Origin of the sequence: Halomonas denitrificans, assembly GCA_019800895.1 — a bacterium.
Classification (GTDB): domain Bacteria; phylum Pseudomonadota; class Gammaproteobacteria; order Xanthomonadales; family Wenzhouxiangellaceae.
The window spans coordinates 235,767-254,937 of sequence record JAHVKF010000003.1; the positions used below are offsets into that span (position 1 = coordinate 235,767).

Consider the following 19,171-nt stretch of genomic DNA (forward strand, 5'->3'; position numbering starts at 1 on the left):
CGTGCTGGATTCGCTCGATTCAGCGCTCTATACTGCGCAAGAGCCCACGATCAGGATCGGGGTCTGGTGCCTATGGCCACGCGAGTGCCGAGCCCAGGGGTCCGATCGTCCGTTCGCCGGGTGTCCTGCGGGCGGGTCGTCTGGCTTGCGGTTCTCCTGATTCTCTCGTGCGCCCCTGGTGAAGCGCTGCGCGCGCAGGCTGTCCGCTTCACGAAAGCGATCTTTTCCAGCAGCGAGATGCTGGTCGCCGACTACCGCTTAAGCGACGGCGAATACCTGCGTCTGCGACTGGTCTCGCCAGGCTACAGCGACATCACTCGCTCCCTCGATCGGAACCGGTCTCGCGTCGAGTTCCTGCCCTACCTCAACCGTGGCGAAGCCGTTCGCGATTTCACCGTTTTCCTCAACGACCGCCCGATCGGTCACGTCCGGCTCGTGCGGGACGCGCCACCGGCGCGGGGGGCGCTGGACGTCGACGGCGGATCGGTGCAGGACTTCGGCGCGATCGTGACGATCGAGCGGCGTCCGCCCGCGCGCGTCCGGCCGAACGGCGAACCGATTCCGATCGAGTTCCAGCTCGTGCGCCGGGGCCGGGCGTTGCGTGGTGGCGCCGACGCCGTCGACGACATCGTGGTGACGGAAATGCTGATCGACAGGAACGGCCAGCACCTCGCCGAATCGCAGCGGACCTTCGAGGATCTCGACCCCGGCCCCTACGAGGCACGCTTGTTGCAGAACGGCTTCATGATCGATCGACAGCCCTTCGACGTGATCGTGCCCGAGCGGCCGGGGGCCTTGCGCATCACCAGCGCCGACGAGGCCGGATATGCCGGCGTGATGATCGTCGAGTTTTCCGCGCCGGCCATGTCAGGATTCAACGCCGGGCCGGGCTACATGCTTCGCCTCGTCGAACTGCAGCCCAGCGGCCTACGCACGCCGGAAACCTTCCAGTTCGTCCAGCACGCCGAGCCCGAGGTGCCCTACACCTTCGCGATGCCGCCGACGGGTGGGGAATTCGCGGTGCAGTTGCTGATCGACGATATGGACAGCACCCGGTACCTCCTCGACGAGCGACCGTTTTTCCGGCGTGCTCCGCAGGTGATCGTCTCGCCCACGGTCGCATCGGACGGATCGCGTTCGGAGGTCACCCCGACGGTGCCCTTCTCCTTCACGATTGCCGGAAGGCCCCAGTTCGGCTACGACCGCATACGCATCCGCGAGGGCGATGACATCCCGGTGATGATCGATCTGTCGGGCATGCAGGGCGAACGTGCCGAACTCATGCTGTTTCGCGCCAGTGAACCGATGCGACCCGGCCCGCTCGCGATGCAGACCCCGGTCGGAGAGGTACTCGAACGCTGGCCGATCGAAGGTCTCGAGAAAACGGGCTTCGATCTCGATGCGGACCTGGAGCCCGGTCACTACCGGCTCGCGCTGACCATGAGTTCCATGGGCCGGGCCATGCCCCTGCTCACGCATCCGTTCGAGGTCATGGCCAGCGGCGGCCGCTTCGGACTGCGCATGCCAGGGGGTGGCCGGGTCTTCCTGCTCGGCGAGGAGCCCGAAGCGACCTGGTCCGATCCCGGTGGCGCGCCCCTGGATCTCTCCGTGAAGCCCCTGGGGCATCGGGTGCCCGGCTGCGCCATCGAGTTCCGGCAACGGCCCTTCGCCTTGCCTGCGTTGCATCTGGCCTCCCTTTCGCGGGCGTCCGTCGACGGCACCGCGGACCTGGTTGCACAACGCGGCTTCGACCTCCTCGCCACACCCTTGACCGATGCGCTGGGCATGGCGCGACGGGCCTGGGTCGTCGGCGAAACCATCGCGGTCACTGCCAACGTTCCGGACGACCACCCGTTGCGACAGGGCCGGGAGGGCCGGATCGAAGTCGTGCGCCTCGGTACGCGACTCGAAGGCGGGAGCGAGAGTGCCGTTGCCGTCGAACAGCGCAGCGAGTACCTCGATTTCTCGTCCGGACTCGCGCGGGCCGAGTTCGTGTTCGACAAGCCCGGTCACTACGAAGCCAGGCTCATCCAGTCGCACAACGGCTGCGGGCTGCTGGGTGGGCGCCATTACGACTGCGTGCTGCTCGATCGCAGCGAATTCGTCGTGCGGGAAGAGCTGTCGCCGTTCAACGACAGCGACGGCGGGTTGTCGGCGTTCGGCGTGGCCAACGACCTGGGTGCAGCCGGCAGCGTTTGGCCGGCGGTGGGCGAGGCCATGAGCGAGGCCGAATGCGCGGTCGGTGAGCGCCTGATCGAGGACATGGAACTGAACCTGGTGGAGCGGATCGATGGGTCCTACAGGCCCATCGAAGGGCCCGTCGAATACGGCAGGGCCTTCGTGATCGAAGGCCGCTTGAAGGAGCCGGCCCGTCGGGCGTTCTACCCGGTCTCCTTCGACCTGCCGTTCGCAACCGCCGACGAGATCAACCTGTACCGGGACGACAGCGATCCGACCATCGTCCGCAGCGAGCTGCTGTACGCCATCTGGCCCACCGAGGAGCAGGCCGGTGGTTCGCCGTAGCCTTGCGACATTGCTCCTGGTCGGACTGGCGCTGCCGATGTCCGGGCTGGGCCAGCCCGCACCGGACGATCCGGGCCGGGACGATCGCTTCGACCCGGCCGTGGTCTCCCTGGATGGCCGCTGGCAGACCTACTACGAGGACCGGAACCTCGGAAGAGTCCCGGGGGTGGTGGAGGTGGACGAGGTTGCCGAAACCGTTCGCGCGATCTATCGGCATCCGGTCGATGATCGCGAGTACACGCTCGTCTCGACCCGCTACGTGCGATCCGGCGCGACCTTGCGCGTGGACATGGAGGGCGAAAGCCCGGTGCTGTGGCTCAACGACGGCCATGGATACCCGCAGCACCACCTGATCGTGCCCGAATCGGCGCGCGAGCTGGAGGCCCGAAGCGGCGGGAACACGCTGCGCATCGCCATCGCCGAGCGCAAGCCCTCGGATCGGCACCGCCTGTCGCTGGACATGGAACTGGTCGCGGCCGACACGCTGCTCGGCGCCTGGTCGTACGTGGCCGACCCGTTCACCGGGCGGGCGCGCGACGGTGGCGGCCGCGTCGGCGATTTCTCCATCGCCGACGACGGCACCGGCCTGCAGCAGGGCACGGAAGCCTGGAGTCGTCCCGAACCGATCATCGACCTGGCCTTCGTATTGCCCGATCAGCTGTCCTATGCCGGCGGATTCAGCGACCTGCCCAACTACCCGCACCGCTTCCAGGACAACGGCCATCGCCGGGACAACGACTATCGGACGCTGGTGGTCGTGGGTCGGAACCTGCCGCAGGGTCCGCGCCACGCAGCCCGGTTCGTCTCGGAAAGCGAGGGCGTTTCCTATAGCTTCGTGCGCTACGGCCGCCGGATGGCACGCGACGCGCACGGTAACGACGAATTGTCGCGAGCAGAAGAGAAACTCCTTGCCCTGCTGCCCGAGGGCACGTCCCGCGAAGCGCTGACCGATCTCGACTTCGTCGTGGTGCGGGCCGACCTCGTTCCGGGCGTGAAGCCGGGTATCCAGAGCTTCACGATGAACGGCCTGGCGGGCAGCTGGATGCTCGAGTTCGGAGACAACCGCGCCACCGTGCGCTTCGTTCGCGCGGTTCGGCCCACGAGCGCCGGAATGGAGGGCCGCGCGTTCGAAGCCACCCGGGATGCGTTCATCCCCGAGGCGCTGCAGATCGAGATCGTCACGGCACTGGACCTGGACGAGGAAACCCTGTGGGTGATGCCCGGCCGCAATGGAGCACCGATGCGGTTGGGGCCCGACGGCGCCCGGGTTCCCGCCCATCGCACCGACCGGCCACGCACCTACCGCACCGATCCGCTGCACCTGGTCGATATAGGCAGCGAGGCCGCGGCTTCCGTGGGCCAGGCGCCGGCGATCGCGCTGCCGCCGGCACCGACGTCCGCGGCCTACCACGTGGTCCCGGTCGCGCCGGGCGACCTGCTGACCGCGGCTCTTGCGGACGAAACCGGCCTCGTGTCGATCGGACCGGCCGTCGCCCGCCTGCAGATGCATCGCAGCCCGGCGGACCCCGGCGTGGAAACGCAGTGGAAGGCCTACCTCTCCGAAGCCGCTCGCTGCAGCGGAATCGAGCTGGAGGACTTCGCCGCCGCGAACCACCGGGACGTCCACCGGTTCAACGAGCGGCGGCTGTTCTTCTGGGACACCCTGTCCACCACCGTGCAGCTGGGCGACTACGCGGCGCTGATCCTGCTGCGAAAGAGCTTCCTTGACCTGATGCAGGACCGCTACGACCAGTACGCACAGGAACGCAGCGACGAGGAGATCGTGGCCTTCCGGCGCGGCATCGAGCCCGAGGTCCTCGCCCACGCACACGCGCTCGGCGACGTTCAAGTCACGGGAGAGGGCGGCGAGCAGATGCCGTTCTCGGAAACCTACGAAACGGACAATGCCGGGAACCGCTACCGCCACGGCCGGCTCGATGTGCCGCCCTGGGTGATCGCGGCGACGCGCGAGGCCCTGTCGACCTACGCCGAACGCATCGAATCCGCGCGCGACGTCGCGGTGGACATCGACCCCTGTGACACCGATGACATCGATGAGTTGCTGGAACTCACGGGAACGGGGTTCGATGCGATCCGGTTGCAGCTCTTCCCGCGTCTCGTGCTGCTGGGTGATTCGAGCCTGCCCGGCGAGCGAAATCCGACCTGGGAGCCCGACTACGACGCGCGCTTCCGCGTCTGGCGCATCGCCCAGCTCGCACAGCAGGTATCGACCTACGAGGCGCTGTCCGAAGAAGACACGGACCTGATCCTCATGGCCGTGGACATCGCCCTGGTTCCCGTCGCGGTCTGGGGCGGCTTCGCGGGCATGGTGGCCTCCCTGGTCATCGAGGCCGCGCAGATCGGAAGCGAGGCGTACGACATCGGCAGCGCCTACGCCTCGAGCGAACGGGAGCTGGCATTCGCCCTGGGCGCTGTCGAGGTGCTCGGTCATGGGCGCCTGCGGCGGGCCGAGGCAGAAGCCGTGACCCTGTTCCAGACGGTGACGGCATTCGGTTTCATGGTCTCCGCGGAACTGGTCATGGAGTTCGTTCCCCGCGGCGTCGGGGAGATCTTCTCGGACATCCGAAGCGTTCACCGCCGCGCGAGCTGGCTTCGCGGGCGAAGCCTGCTGCAGCGTTACGAGTTCGACCCCGGGCGCATCCCGACGGGCCTGAACCGCCGCGACTACACGGACATGCTGCGCTTCATGGGTGAGCGGCGCGGTCTGCGCAACGCCGCGGCAGCGCTCGACGACGACTCCCGACGGCTGCTCGACAACCTGCGCAACCTCGAAACCTCGGCGCCCGTTCCTGCCTGGACGCGCGGCATGTCCGTCCTGTTCGACGCCGCGCAGAGACCCATCTACTTCCGGCGCGACCTGCGCTCCATGACCGACGAGGGTCGCGAGGTCATCCGGGCAGCGCTCGACAGCGGCGGCCGACGCGCATCGGAGGCGCGGGAGATGCTGCTGTACACCCCGTGGAACGGTGCCGCCGATTTCCGGCGGCGTCTCGAGCTGCGCATGAGCCGCAGGCGGGAGCCGCTGGGGGAAGAGGCCTACACCCAGGCGAGCATGGAGAATCCGCAAAGCCGCCGGGCGCTGAGCCGGAAGGGTTGGTTCATCAACTTCAAGCGCATGGAGACCGGTGCCGACATGATCACGATCCGTGCTCCGAACGGCACCCAGGACGAGCTGATCCGCCGCTACGATCCCTCGACGGGCACCCTCAGCCTGCAGAAGGCCTATCGCGAGCACATCCCCGCCAACATCGACGCGGAGCTGCCCGTCCGGCTTTCCGAACGCGGCTTCCCCGCGTTCCTGTTCGCACAGTTGCGCTATCTGAATCGGGTGGGGGTCGGCTACGGCGGCGCCGGCAGGAATCCGCTACGCGAAGTGCACATGTCCTTCGTGATGAACTCGCGGACCAATGTCCAGATCACCTGGTTCAAGCAGACCCATTACCCGGAGTTGTCCTGGGACGAGTTCATCGAACAGGCCGGCGTTTCCGAGTTCCTGATGAACACGCGATCGCTGGACTATGCGCGCAGTCTGATCGATCTCGCCGGTTACCGCATCCGGAACGCCCGCCTGGATCTGACCGGCACCGGATACGCGCTCGGCGGTTTCCGCGAGTCGCACATCCCGGGCCCTGCCGAGGAGAGTTTCGACGACTACCTGCGTCGCCACGGACTTCGGGAAACCGACGAGGGTCCGCCGCCCTTCGACATCGTCCTCGAAGTGGAGCCGCACCCGGCCGCCCGGCGCGCTGCGACGAGCCGGAGCGACGGCGATTCGCCGACCGACCCGTCGGCACGGGACATCCGCCGCGACGAAGGCGCCGGGGCGCTCTCCGGCGGACACGAAGGGACCGGGACGCGCCGCACGGGGAACGACGCGATCGATCCGAGCGACGCCGGTACGGAGCGCATGAGCGACGACGCATCGGCTCGAAGCCGGACGGAGCGCATGGACGGCGGTGGCGATGGCGGAGACCCTCCGGATGATGCGGCGCGGTCCGGCGGTGATTTCAACGGGCCGGACGACCTTGCCGAGTATCTCGAGCGGTTGCGGGAGACGGTCGAAGAGCAGGCCGAGCTGGCCGAGGAACTCTACCGCCGGCGTTCGCGCGACGACTTCCGCCTGACCGACAGCGAGCGCGCCGACCTGCGTCGGCGGGTGGAGGACGACCCGGCCAACGCCGGCAGGAGTGCACCGGAAGTCGAGGCGTTGGTCGAGCGTGCCGAACGGAGCGCGCGCGAGCGCACCAGGGAACGGATCGGTGGCGCCATCGCGCGACGGGACCGCATCGTGCCGGGGCTGATCGACGCCGTCGAAGAATCGCTGGATGCCGGGGTGCCCTTCGAGCAGATCGCCGCCGGCGTGCGACGCTTCCGTCGCGCTGGATCGGAGGGAGACATGATCGACTCGATCCGGGGCCTCGAGCGCCTGCATCTCGAAGCGCGCGGACTCCATGTCCTGAGTCCGGAGAACCCGGACGTCGTCGATCTCGAGATCCTCCTGGCCAACGCGTTGACCGAAGATCTCGGCGCGCGCGATCTCCGCCTCCTCGATGATTTCGTGGAAGGATCCTCGCGACAGGGGCGCGATTTCTTCGACGACCTGGAATCGACCGGCACCATGACCCGCGAAGAACCCTTCGAACGGCTGGCATCCCCCGACGAGATCGACCGCCTGCGCCGGATCCACGCGCGCCACCGCGAGGCCGGCGGCGCCGGCGCAGCTGATGCAGCCGGCGACGCCGGTGTGGCGGCACATGGGCGCGACCGTGATCTGCTCGAAGGTCCGGGTCCGAACGCGGGCGGACCAACGGGCACGGAACGGATGAACCGCCCGCTCGAACGGACCGAGCGCCTGGACCTGGTCCTGCCGGCCTCCGCCGGTCGGGAACTGGACGAACTGATCTCGCGCTACAACCGCAATGCGGGATCGGGGCGGCGGATCGGTACCGCGGAGCAACTGTTCCTCCATGATCTCGTTGCGAAGCAGGTTGCCCTCGGCGTGCCCCGGGAAGTTGCCTACGAGCTGGCACGGCGCGACTTCCTGCGCCTTTCGGGCGCCGGCGGCAGCCCGGACCTCCGGGTGCGCGCAGAGATGCTCGCCCGGTCCGTGATCAGCGACGGGAGTCGCCAGATGTCCCTCGACGAGTTCGTCCGGATCAGCGGCCTTCCCCGCGACGAGGCCGAACGCGCCCTCGGCAACGTGCTCGCCGACGCCGGACTCGCGCCCTTGCCCGACCATGTCAGCCCGGCCCGCTTCTACCCGGATGTCGGATTGCAGTAGCCACGCCCGCCGGCGGCGGCTCGCCCCGAACCGACCCTCGGCGGCCCGCCCCGGTGGGTAGGGACGGCATGCGGACTACAGCTGGCCGACCAGTTCGGCGTGTCGTTCCTTGAGTCGGCGGAACGTCGCGAGGACTTCGGCGCCGAAGTCCTCGGGCCAGTTGACGCCCGAGTGCCAGGAATAGTCGACCTGCTCCTTCTCCCACCGCTGGTGCCGGATCTCCCACGAGCTGTGGTGCTCGAGGAACCGTGCGAAGCTGTCGGGCATCCGCGCGCCTTCGATCAGGTGAGTCTTCGACCGCAGGAGGTCTCGGATCTGCCGATTGCTCGGAAGGAAGGCATTCTCGAGCCAGAAGATCCAGGTCTTCAGTTCCTCGGGTGGAAGCGGTCGGTCGCCGTCGAACACGTGACGGCGACCCAGCGAATCCAGCAGGTCACTGAAGATCTGCCGGCCTTCGATGATCAGGAATGCGAGAGGCCCGTACAGTTCCTGGAGCTGCTGGGTCGTGTAGTCGAGGCGGGCCTGTACATGGCGTCGTCGACGCTCGGCGCGCTCGCCGAGGATGTGGTTGACCAGCCAGCCGACGGCGGTGAGTCCGCCGGCGAACAGGGCAAGGCCGACTTCCTGGTTCATCGCGACGGCTCCCGATCATGCCGATGGCGCATTCGACCGACGGACAGGCGCGATGGCGGCGTGATCCCGTCGCCCGGCTTGCCGCGTGTTCGGTCTGCGTGTCGCACCATTTCCGGCGTCCCACGGTCGGTCGTTGCGCCCCAGCGAAATCATCGTGCACGATCGCCAGGGTCCGCGCAAGCGCCCGGCCGTGGCGCGCTGGCCGCTGGTCCGGTCGCGGGAGAGCCCGGTCCCGGCTGCACTCGGCCCCGCGACGGTGCCGTGGAAGACGTCGAACGGTTCGCCCGGGCCGCCGTGTCCAGGATTCGCGAGCAGGCCCGCGTGTGGAACAGGAACCAGGCCGTGATTCCGGTCAGCTTGAAGCCATCCTCCACCAGGTACTGCAGGCCTTCGTTGGGCACGAGCTGGTCGCACAGGATGGACGCGGCGAAGCAAGCGCAGGCCAGGAGCAGCAACGGCAGGCCGTGGTCGGCCAGCGGGCCCCGGAAGCGGAGGTAGTACAGCAGGAAGATCAGCACGTAGGTGCCGTAGACGATTTCCTCGAGCACCCCGATATGCAGCGGGAAGGCCCATTCATGGAGCATGAACAGGTCGTCGACGAGCAGCGTCGCCGTCAGCGCTCCGGTGCAGAGCAGGAAGCGGACATCCTCGTCGGAACCCCCGCGTCGTGCCCGCGCGGCGCTGAACAGGCAGATCGACGCGGTCGCGGTCCACAGGAGAATGCCGATGGTCGAAACGATGCCGATGAACGGATGGACGCCCATCGTCGAGGCCGGATCGCGGGTGAGGTCGGCGACGGGGATGCCGAGGCGCTCGGCCGCCAGGCCCGTGAGCGCGATGAACAGGATCGCGCAGCCGAGAGCGGCAAGCGGCGGCACGGCGGAACGGTCAACGAGCCGCTGGCGTGCGGGCATCCTGAATCTCCTGAAGAGGGCGACCGGCGCCGATCGCCCACCGCCGGGGCGGCGGGGCTGGGGCGCGCCGAACGGCGGCTAGCCTAGCACCCGCGGCGATGTTCCGGAGAGGGGCAACGCCGTACCCCTCGCGCCGAGCGACGACGGGAGAGCGCGTGTCGCGGCTAGCCGCTGGGTGCCACACCCATCGATTGGAGGCGCTCGCGCGCTTGCTGGCCGACCGGCGTCTGCGCCTGCGCGGCCACGCGGTAGTGCTCGATGGCCTGGCTGCGGTTTCCGGCGCGCTGTTCGATGGTGCCGAGCAGGTAGTGGCTGATCGCGGTAGGCATGAGTTCGTTGGCCGCGTTCAGGTCGCCGCGGGCGGCGTCGTAGCGTTCGAGCTCGTTTCGCGCCATGCCGCGACGCAGGTGATGATAGAACCAGCTCGGGTCGCGCCGGACGGCCCGGTCGTAGGCCCGTTCGGCTTCACGATAGTCCTCGCGGGCAGCCAGGGCGTCGCCGCGCAGGGAGTGGAAGATCGCTGCTTCCGGCAGCATCCTGATGGCTTCGTCGGCCTTGGCCAGCGCCGTGTCCACATCCTCGTCGGCCAGCGCCTTGCGGCCTTCGTCGTAGGCCTCGTAGGCCGGTTGGTCGGCGCGCAGCTTCGCGGTCCGGCGCTGGTAGTCCTCGCGCCCGATCTCGCCTTCGCGGCCGAGTTCGGCGAGCAGTTCGCGGTTGTTCTCGACGCGTTCCTGGCTCGGCGGGTGCGAGGCGAACAGGGCGCCGAAGCCGCCGTGGTCCCGGCCTTCGGACAGGCGCACGAAGGTCTCCTGGAGCTCGACCGCGCCGACCGGGCTGTAGCCGGCGCGCTTCATGTAACGCATGCCGTAGAGGTCGGCCTCGCGCTCGGCTTCGCGCGAGTAGCTCTGGTTGATCAACTGTGCACCGATGCTGCCGCCGAGCAATGCAACCTGGGTGTAGCGGTCGTCCTCGGTCGCGGCGCCCACGGCGATGCCGCCGGCGAGCACCGCGCCCTGCAGCAGCAGATTGCGGGTCTGGCCCAGCGCGCCGTGGCGTGCGGCGGCGTGGACGATCTCGTGGCTGAGCACGGCGGCGAGCTCGGACTCGGACTGCATCTCGACCAGGAGTCCGCGGTTGATCGCGATCTTGCCGCCGGGCAGCGCCCAGGCATTGGGAATCGACTCGTTGATGACTTCGAATTCGTAGGGCAGGTCCCGATCGGATTCCGCCGCGAGGCGCTGGCCGACCCGCTGCACGTAGTCGACCAGGCCCGGGTCGAGCTCGTAGTCGCCCCCCTGGGCCTGGATCAGCGGTGCGTACTGCTGGGCGCCGACCTGCAGCTCCCAGTCTTCGCCGACGGCGACCAGTTCGCGGTCTCCGGTGACGGGGTTGACGGAGCAGCCGGCCAAAACGAGCGCGGCGAGGAGAAGGACTGAGGAAACGGCGGAACGGACCATGGGATGCCCTCGGAGTGCGTATCCAGAAGCAGGAGTCTACCGCTTGCCGGGCGGGGCTCCTTAACCTGTGTTGGCATCGGCCGGACAGGCACCGGGCTCCGGAAGCGCAGTGGCCGGCGACCAGTCGTCCAGTTCGATCACGATCGTGTCGCCGTCGTCGACGTAGACGATGCGCACCGGCAGGCCGCCGATCGCGGGCGCATGCCAGGCGATGTAGTTGCGGCTCGAGCCCTCCTTGCGGAAGCGCTCGTAGACCTGGGTGTCGAAGCAGCGACCGTCCACGATCAGCGACTCGCGGCGGAGGAAACGATACTGCTGGGTCTCCAGTTCGTCGCGCTCGACAACCAGGAACTCCAGGTCCTCACCGCCCCGGCCGGCGGCGATCTCGCCGGCCGCCGCGAGCCGGAGCGTCAGCGGATCGACGGCGCCGGCGGCCAGCGGCACGCGCGTTTCGCCGTTGTGGGTGGTGGTGTCCGTATGCAGCTCGGTCCAGTCGTAGCGGTGCTGCCAGAAGCGATCGCGACCCGGCCGCTCCGCGACATGGTGATAGGTCAGCGGCAGCACGGCCTCGTCGGTCCAGGCAAACCACGCGGCCTCTGTGGTCGACAAGCCCAGGACCCGGACCAGGAATGCGGTGGCCTCGGACTCGACCCGGTAGTGCCAGAGGCCGTCCTCGCGCCGGGTCAGGCTGGACTGGAGGACGCCAAGCGCATCCCCGTTCCGGGTGACCGCGTAGCTCGCTTCGTGCTCGCTGAACGGCGGTGCTTCAGTTGCCGTTGCGGTCGATGCGACGGCCGTCAGCATCCAGATCGCGATCCAGCAGCAGTGGAGCGCGGAACCGGAGATCGTCTTCATCGGAGTTGGCTTCCTGTCCATGAGGGGATAAGACCGCTTCGCGGGCCAGAAGTGCCAGCACGGCCGGGTACAGCCGGTGCTCCTGGACGAGTACCCGGCGGGCCAGGGCGTCGGGGTCGTCGCCGGGTTCGACCGCCACGCGCGCCTGGGCGATGACCGGGCCGCCGTCCAGCTCGGGCGTGACCCAGTGCACGCTGGCGCCGTGCTCGGCCACGCCGTCGGCGAGCGCGCGCGCGTGGGTATCCAGCCCGCGATACGCCGGCAGCAGCGAAGGATGGATGTTGACCAGCTGTCCGGCGTGCCGCTCGACGAAGTTCCCCGAAAGTACGCGCATGAAGCCCGCCATGGCCACCAGGTCGGGCCCGTAACCGGACAGCGCGTCGTCGAGCGCCTGCTCGAACGATCGGCGATCGGGGAAGGCGTGGCGTGGAATCTCGGCGGTGTCGATGCCGCGCAAGGCAAGCGCGTCGAGACCCTCGGCCGGGCGGTCCGCGATCGCGCCCACCAGTGTCATCGGTAGCCGGCCCTGGTCGATCGTATCGGCGATCGCCAGCGCATTGCTGCCCCGACCGGACAGCATCACCACCAGTCGCCGGGGCTCCATCATGCGGGCATCACGCCTCGACGTAGCGCACGCGCTCGCCGTCGCCTGCGTCGATGACCCGGCCGATCACGCCGAGCGGGTCTGCGCCGCGCCGCTCGAGTGCTTCGATCACGGCCGCGGCATCGGCTTCGCGCACGATCAGGACGAAGCCGACGCCGAGGTTGAACGTGCGTCGCATCTCGGCCGTCTCGATGCGACCGACCTCGGCCAGCCAGCCGAAGAGGTCGGGTTCGGCCCAGCACGAGGCGTCGAGCTCGATGCCCAGCGACTCGGGGATCACCCGCACGATGTTTTCCGTGAGGCCGCCGCCGGTGATATGCGCCATGCCTCGTACCGCGTGGTCGGCGGTCAGCGCCAGCGCGTCGCGGACGTAGATCCGCGTCGGCGCCAGCAGCGCCTCGGCACGCTCGCGTTCGGCCTCGACGCCCCCGGCGCGCTCCAGCACCTTGCGAATCAGCGAGTAGCCGTTGCTGTGCGGGCCCGAACTCGGCAGGCCGATGATCGCGTCGCCGGCCCGGATCGTCGAGCCGTCGATCATCCGATCGCGTTCGACCGCTCCGACCGAAAACCCGGCCAGGTCGTACTCGCCGGGCGGATACATGCCGGGCATCTCGGCGGTTTCCCCGCCGATCAACGCGCAACCGGCCTGTTCGCAGCCGCGTGCGATGCCGGCCACGACGTCGGCCGCGGCGTCGACCTCGAGCTTGCCGCAGGCGAAGTAGTCGAGAAAGAACAGCGGTTCGGCGCCGGTGACGAGGATGTCGTTGACGCACATCGCGACCAGGTCGACGCCGATCGTGTCGTGGCGGTTCAGCGCACGGGCCAGCATCAGCTTGGTACCGACACCGTCGGTGCCGGAGACGAGCACCGGATCCCGATAGCGATCGCCCAGCGCGAACAAGCCGCCGAAGCCGCCGAGGCCGCCCAGCACTTCGGGGCGCATCGTGCGCTTGACCAGGGGCTTGATGCGGTCGACGAGCGCATTGCCCGCGTCGATATCGACCCCCGCGTCGCGGTAGCTGAGGCGAGGGTCCGAAGGAGGGGGCGGCGGCTTGCTCATGGTCGATTCCGGGCGTCGGCAGGCGTGCCGCGCATTGTGCCTCAGCGGCCGCTGCGACGCACGGTCGCGGGGGGCGCGCTGTGCTATCGTTCCGCGCATCATGCGCCTCTCGACTCTCCCGCTCCTGCTGCTGGCCGCCGTGCTGCTCCAGGCCGTTCCTGTCCGGGCGCAGCCGACCGATGCCACGCTCTACACCGGCGAGGTGCCGGTGGCGTCCGATGAAGCGGGAACGCCCCTATCGCGAGCCCTGAACCAGGTGCTGGTCCGGGTCACGGGACGGGTTGGCGAGGACCTGGTCGCCGAGCTGGGCCTGGACGATTCCCGGGCGCAGTCGCTGACCCTGGCCACGCAGTTTCGCGATATCGAAGTGCCGGCGCCTCCCGTGACTTCGGCCCGCGTCCGGGACGCGGGGCGGCCGGCGGCAAGTGATCGCGCGACGAGGGCGGAAACGGTCATCGAGCGGCACCTGCGCGTGGAGTTCGATCCGATTTCGATCGATCGCGTCCTCGATGAGGCCTCGCTGCCGCGCTGGGGCCGGGAGCGGCCGGAAATGCTGCTGTGGATCGCCGGCGACGACAAGGACGGTGCGGCGTATCTCGACCCCGATCCGATCCTGCGCCACGCGCTGGAACGGGCAGAGTTCCGCTACGGACTGCCGCTGACCCGACCGATTCTCGACGCGCGCGATCGCATCGAGGTCACGCCGTCGGACATTCGCGGCGGCTTCAGCGGCGCGGCCGACGCGGCCCGGGCCCGCTACGGGGCCGACGGCGTGGTGTTGCTCGACCTGCGCCGCAACGAGGGCTACTGGACGGGCCGCTGGGTCTGGCGCCTGGGCGGCGAGGAACAGTCGTTCTCGCGCTCGGGTGCGTCGCCGGCCGAAGTGGTCGACCTCGGCCTGGCCCGGATCGCCGGTGCACTGGCCGCGCGCTTCGCGGTGCGGCCCGATACGCCCGATCGGCGGCGCGTGGTCGTATCCGGGCTCGCCCGGCCCGTCCACTACGCAGAGGTTCGCCGCTTCCTGGCGAGCCTGACCGGCGTCGAGGGCCTGCGCGTGCTGGCTGCCGAAGGGGATACGCTGACCTTCGAGCTGGTCTCTCGCGCCGACGGCCTGCAGCAGCGCATCGAGTTGTCCGGCCTGCTGCGCTTCGTGCGCCACGATATCGGCAGCCGGACGCTGTACTACGCGCTGGCGCTGTGACCGCGCGCACGCACGGCGGGTCGATGCTGCGGCAGCTTCCGAACGTGCTGACCGGGCTGCGCCTCGTCCTGGTGCCTCCGATCCTGTGGCTCCTGGTGCTCGGAGACTATGCCTGGGCGCTGGGCCTGGCAGTCGTCGCCGGGGTCAGCGACTGGCTCGACGGTGCACTGGCTCGCCGGTTCGGGTGGCAGACCCGGCTCGGTGGCATTCTCGACCCGCTGGCCGACAAATTGCTGCTGGTCGGCACCTACGTGGTGCTCGGCGCCCTCGGCCACCTGCCGGCCTGGCTGGTCGCGCTGGTGGTGCTGCGCGACGTGGTCATCGTGGCCGGCGCAGCGGTCTATCACTTCCGCTTCGAGGCGGTCCAGCCGGAGCCGACGCGATTGTCCAAGATCAATACGGTGGCGCAGTTGCTGCTGATGATGGTCACGCTGGTCGAGCTGGCCGGGCTACCGGTCAAGGATCCGATCCTGGTCGGCCTGATCGCCGCCGTCGGCCTACTGGTGGTCGCGACCCTGTTCCAGTACGTCGGCATCTGGAGCGCTCGTGCCGCGCGGATCGCGCGCGAGCGGGAGTCCTCCGACGGCGACGGGCGTCGCTCGCGATGACGGTGCCGCAGCTGCCGCTGGCGCTGGCGCCTCCGCGCCGGCCCCGATTCTCGAATTTCGTTGCCGGCGACAACGCCCTGGTCGTTCGCACGCTTCGCGACGGCCTCGAGCCCGGCCAGTGGGTGCGGGTCTCCGGGCCGCCGGATTCGGGTCGAACGCACCTCGCCCTGGCCACCGTTGCCGACCTGTCGAAGCGCGGTCTCCGGGTCGCCTTCGTGCCGGCGCGTTCACCGACCGCAGCGAGCCTGCTCGACGCCGCCGACGCCGCGTCGATCGACTGGGTGATCGTCGATGACTACGATGCGCTGGCCGGGTCGGCCGAAGGCGAACGGGCGTTGTTCAACGCGCTGAATCGCTGGCGATCGGCGCGGACAGGGGTGGTGCTGACCGGCGGCGATCGTTCGGGCATCGACCTGCCGGACCTGCGGTCGAGGCTGGGGCAGGCCGTCCACCTGGTGCTGCGGCCGCTCGACGACCGGGGCCTGGAGGCGCTCCTGCGGCAGTTGCTGGAAGACTACTCGGTGGTTGCCGGGCGGGGGCTGGTCGATTACCTGCTCCGCCACGGACCGCGCGGCGTCGGTCGACTGACGCGGCTGGTCGAAGCGATGAGCCAGCGAGCACTCGCCGAGCGACGGGTCCTTTCGATTCCACTGGCCAGGGAGTGTCTCGACCGCACCCGCGAAGGATGATCAGGGCCACCCGTTCGTGGGAGTGAGCTTGCGAGCGAACCGGTGGGCGGCCACCGGGCTGTGGAAAGGAGCTCGCGAGCGAAGCCAGGCATCTTGCAGCGGCGTAGCCCGGGCTGGGCCGTAGGCCGCACCCGGGGAATTCGGGTTGATGCTTCAAAGCCCCGGGTGCGCTGCGCTTACCCGGGCTGCCGAACGGCTTCAGGGTCACGCGACCAGCGACCAGGGACCAGGGGCTGGTGCCTCGGACTTCCGTTTTCCTCTGCGTCTCCGCGTCTCAGCGAGAGACCGCTTTTCGGTATTCGTCCGTGCAGCGCGCCGCGCGTCGCGCCGGGTTCGGCAAGGCACGAAAAACCCCGCGCGGCGGGGCCGCGCGGGGTTGCATTCGGGTGGCGATGCCCGGTAATCAGTTCTCGAAGCGCGCCTCGAACACGAAGTCGATGCCAGCTTCGCTCAGGCCCATCTTGCCGGAGACCTGGTCGTAGTACTCGGCCATCCGCTCGTACTGTGCGCGCTGGGCTTCGAGCATCTGCACCGCCTGCGGATCCGCTCCTTCGGCCTGGACGCCCTGGGTCGCGAAGTCCATCAGGTCGACCAGGATGTCGAAGTCCATCCGGCCGGCCAGCACGAAGCCGTCGGCGGCGTCTTCATCGAGACCGTCGACCAGGGCGTCGATCTGGTCTTCGCCGATCGCCATGCCGATGGCGCTCTTGCTCATCGCCATCCAGGCTTCCAGTCCGGTGCCCTGGAGCTGCGGAATCGCCTCCATCGGAACCTTCTGCGGCTCGCCGCCCGGTTCGAGGCTGAGCTCGGCGACCTGCGGCGAGAACATCTGCGCCATGCCGACCAGCAGCTGCGGGTCCTTCATGAAGAACGACAGCGTGCCGCCGCCGGTGGGCAGGCCGCCTTCGCCCATCTCCAGCCGGTTCGCTTCCAGGAACAGGCCCTTGACGTTGGTGACGACCGGCGGAATCGGACGGTTCAGCATGTCCTGCATCTGCGGCGCCTGCTTGGCGATCGCCGAGAACGCGGCACAGCCGGGCGGGTTCTCGACCCAGCCGTTGACCAGCCCGCGGGCGAATTCACGCGCGGCGATCAGATCGATGGCGAGGCCGAAGTTCATCAGGCCGTTGAGTTCGCGATCGATCGAGATCGGAGCGCGGGCGATCGGCGCGAGACCTTCGCCGAGGGCGCGAGAGGTTTCCTGGCGCATCAGGAAATCGGCCTGTTCATCGTCCAGGCGGGTGTAGCCGGTGACGAGGCGCGGCATCGCGGCGGTCAGGGCCTGGAACTCGGCGGGGCAGGCCGGATCGTTGCGGAACGTTTCCAGGGCGCCGTCGACATCGATCGCCGCGAGCACGGGGTCGGGGCCGATCACGCGGGCCAGCAGGCGCTGCCAGTCGATGTAGCCGCTGCCGTGGGGGGTGAAGCCCAGGGATGCATTGAAGTCGTCCAGGGATCCGGCGTCGATCGGGTCGATCGGCGCGGTCGCGCCGACCAGCCGGCTGAGTACCGCGGGCTGGTCCGGGACGAGACCGACCGTGACCAGGTCGTCGCTGATGTGCACCGCAAGACCGATCGGCATCCCGTCCTCGGTCGCCCAGATGATCGATTCGCCGTCGACGTCGCGCCGTGTCAGTTCCTCTCCCAGCTGGGCTTCGACGGACGCGAGCTTCGCGCGGAAGGCCTCCGAATCGGCCAGCTCCATGTGCAGCACCGGGAACACGGAGATGCCGTGCAGCGCATACATCGGATTGACGTGCAGGCCGGCGGCTTCCCAGCCCTCGCGGGTCGACAGGCTCATGAACTCGTTGATCAGCGCGCGCGCCTCCGCGGGGACATCCTCGTCCTCGGCCAGCGCGTTCATCATGGCCTGGTTGCTCTCGGCCGACGCGTCGTTGATCGCCCACATGGAATCGACCAGCGCCTCGGGCGAGCGCTCGAGATTGGCGAACAGGTAGGGCGTGTCGGCGTCGATGCGATCGAAGAAGCTCGGGGCAGACGCGCCGGAGCGTGCCGACGGCGACGCGCCGTTGTGCGACGCCTCCGGTGCCTGGTCATCGCCGCAGCCGACCAGGAGCAGGGCGGCGGACAGGGAAAGGCAAAGCAGGGATCTCATCTGATTGGGCTCCGTTTTGGGTTCGGTTCGATTCGGGTCGATCGGCCGTGAACGCACGGCGTCATTCGCGGAATGGTAAGCGAGAACGCGAGTCCACTCCGGCATACATAGTGTTATACAACAGTAACACACTGTCAAGTCCCTTGCGCCCGAACAGACCGCCTCCCGATCGGTCATAATCGGCTCGGAGCCGGCCAGACAGTCGCTGTTTCCCTTGTGGAAGCGGAGGAAAGTCCGGGCTTCGCAGGGCAGGGTGCCAGGTAACGCCTGGGGGGCGTGAGCCCACGGAAAGTGCCACAGAAAACAGACCGCCAGCGGCTTTCGGGCTGCCGGTAAGGGTGAAAAGGTGCGGTAAGAGCGCACCGCGTCGCGGGTAACCGTCGGCGGCACGGTAAACCCCACTCGAAGCAAGGCCAAATAGGGATGCGACGGCGCGGCCCGCGCTGCATCCGGGTAGGCTGCTCGAGGCGGCTGGTGACAGCCGTCCCAGAGGAATGACTGTCCACGACAGAACCCGGCTTATCGGCCGGCTCCGCCCCTTTTTCCCACCCCTCGCCCGCATCGGGCGAGGTCGGTGTGATGAACCTCACATTTTCAAGTCCGCTGTATCTCCGTACAGTGCCTGCTGAACGATCCCCAGGACCCCGCTCAAAGCCCTGATTTACCGGGGCAAACCGGCTTGACAGGGTTGACCGCAAGGACTATTGTGGCGCCTAGTGGGAAATTGTGGGATTCAGTGGAGTCATAGGACCAGAGATGTTTTTCGGCGAGACCGCAATCAACCTCGATTCGAAGGGCCGCATGGCGCTCCCCACGCGCTATCGGGCGGCCGTCGAGGAGGCGTGCGCCAATCGGCTGGTCCTGACCTACTCGGCGTTCGATGCCGGGTGCCTCTGGCTCTACCCCGAACCCGAATGGGAGCGGGTCCGCGACCAGGTGATGGCGCTGACCACGTTCAACCCCAGCCACCGCAGCCTGCAGCGTCGACTGGTCGGTTCGGCCACGCCGCTGGAGCCCGACGGCAGTGCGCGGTTGCTGATGCCGCAGACGCTGCGGCAGGTCGCGGGCCTGGAGAAGAAGGTCGTGCTCATGGGCATGGGCGCGCGCTTCGAGATCTGGAACGAGAACGTGCTCAGCCAGCGGCGCGCCGAGGAGGAGCGGTCGATGCAGGAACAGGCCTCGACCGAAATGGCCCAACTGGTTCTCTGA

At 68.6% G+C, this 19,171-nt stretch carries 13 protein-coding genes and 1 other RNA gene; 7 read left to right on the plus strand and 7 right to left on the minus strand.

All coding sequences use genetic code 11. The annotated features are described in order from the left end of the window. Window positions 1-237 precede the first annotated feature (237 nt). Both KUV67_09655 and KUV67_09660 read left to right on the plus strand, forming a co-directional pair. Window positions 238-2,523, plus strand: a complete 2,286-nt coding sequence (locus KUV67_09655) for a hypothetical protein (GenBank protein ID MBY6205145.1) — start codon at window positions 238-240, stop codon at window positions 2,521-2,523. Beyond that, window positions 2,510-7,825: a hypothetical protein gene (locus tag KUV67_09660; GenBank protein ID MBY6205146.1), complete on the plus strand. Its 5,316-nt coding sequence runs from the start codon at window positions 2,510-2,512 to the stop codon at window positions 7,823-7,825. Before KUV67_09655 ends, KUV67_09660 begins: the two co-directional genes overlap by 14 nt. 75 nt (window positions 7,826-7,900) lie before the next feature. Here the strand turns inward: KUV67_09660 and KUV67_09665 are convergent, their stop codons facing one another. From KUV67_09665 to purM, 6 genes are all read right to left on the minus strand, one after another. Next, window positions 7,901-8,458, minus strand: coding sequence for a hypothetical protein (locus KUV67_09665; GenBank protein ID MBY6205147.1), 558 nt, complete (start codon window positions 8,456-8,458; stop codon window positions 7,901-7,903). Between the two features lie 149 nt (window positions 8,459-8,607). Continuing rightward, complete coding sequence (locus KUV67_09670) at window positions 8,608-9,372, minus strand: hypothetical protein (protein ID MBY6205148.1); 765 nt, start codon at window positions 9,370-9,372, stop codon at window positions 8,608-8,610. Between the two features lie 164 nt (window positions 9,373-9,536). Continuing rightward, the gene (locus KUV67_09675) at window positions 9,537-10,781 is read right to left on the minus strand and encodes a M48 family metalloprotease (GenBank protein MBY6205149.1); all 1,245 of its coding nucleotides are present in this window, start codon (window positions 10,779-10,781) and stop codon (window positions 9,537-9,539) included. Between the two features lie 108 nt (window positions 10,782-10,889). Next, a complete protein-coding gene (locus tag KUV67_09680; GenBank protein ID MBY6205150.1) occupies window positions 10,890-11,684 on the minus strand; it encodes a DUF3108 domain-containing protein in 795 nt (264 codons plus the stop codon). After that, entirely contained in the window at window positions 11,596-12,291 is a 696-nt protein-coding gene (gene purN, locus KUV67_09685) for a phosphoribosylglycinamide formyltransferase (GenBank protein ID MBY6205151.1), read from the minus strand. The genes KUV67_09680 and purN overlap by 89 nt, the downstream gene beginning before the upstream one ends. Before the next feature lie 7 nt (window positions 12,292-12,298). Continuing rightward, entirely contained in the window at window positions 12,299-13,348 is a 1,050-nt protein-coding gene (gene purM / locus KUV67_09690) for a phosphoribosylformylglycinamidine cyclo-ligase (protein ID MBY6205152.1), read from the minus strand. Window positions 13,349-13,448: 100 nt separating this feature from the next. Here purM and KUV67_09695 point away from each other — a divergent pair, with 100 nt between their 5' ends. Genes KUV67_09695 through KUV67_09705 form a run of 3 tightly spaced genes read left to right on the plus strand, consistent with a single transcriptional unit; the run spans window position 13,449 to window position 15,846 of the window. Next, window positions 13,449-14,549 carry a DUF2066 domain-containing protein gene (locus tag KUV67_09695; GenBank protein ID MBY6205153.1) on the plus strand — a complete coding sequence of 367 codons (1,101 nt, stop codon included), beginning with the start codon at window positions 13,449-13,451 and terminating at the stop codon, window positions 14,547-14,549. Window positions 14,550-14,572: 23 nt separating this feature from the next. Beyond that, window positions 14,573-15,157 (plus strand): CDP-alcohol phosphatidyltransferase family protein, encoded by a 585-nt coding sequence (locus KUV67_09700; GenBank protein MBY6205154.1) that lies wholly within the window; start codon window positions 14,573-14,575, stop codon window positions 15,155-15,157. After that, complete coding sequence (locus KUV67_09705) at window positions 15,154-15,846, plus strand: hypothetical protein (protein MBY6205155.1); 693 nt, start codon at window positions 15,154-15,156, stop codon at window positions 15,844-15,846. The genes KUV67_09700 and KUV67_09705 overlap by 4 nt, the downstream gene beginning before the upstream one ends. Window positions 15,847-16,249: 403 nt before the next feature. Here KUV67_09705 and KUV67_09710 read toward each other — a convergent pair whose 3' ends face one another. Then, window positions 16,250-17,962 (minus strand): hypothetical protein, encoded by a 1,713-nt coding sequence (locus tag KUV67_09710; protein MBY6205156.1) that lies wholly within the window; start codon window positions 17,960-17,962, stop codon window positions 16,250-16,252. A gap of 186 nt (window positions 17,963-18,148) precedes the next feature. On the opposite strand from KUV67_09710, the gene rnpB reads away from it, so the two are divergent. Next, an RNA gene (rnpB, locus tag KUV67_09715) (RNase P RNA component class A) lies at window positions 18,149-18,500 on the plus strand. A gap of 218 nt (window positions 18,501-18,718) precedes the next feature. Next, window positions 18,719-19,171, plus strand: coding sequence for a division/cell wall cluster transcriptional repressor MraZ (mraZ, locus tag KUV67_09720; protein ID MBY6205157.1), 453 nt, complete (start codon window positions 18,719-18,721; stop codon window positions 19,169-19,171).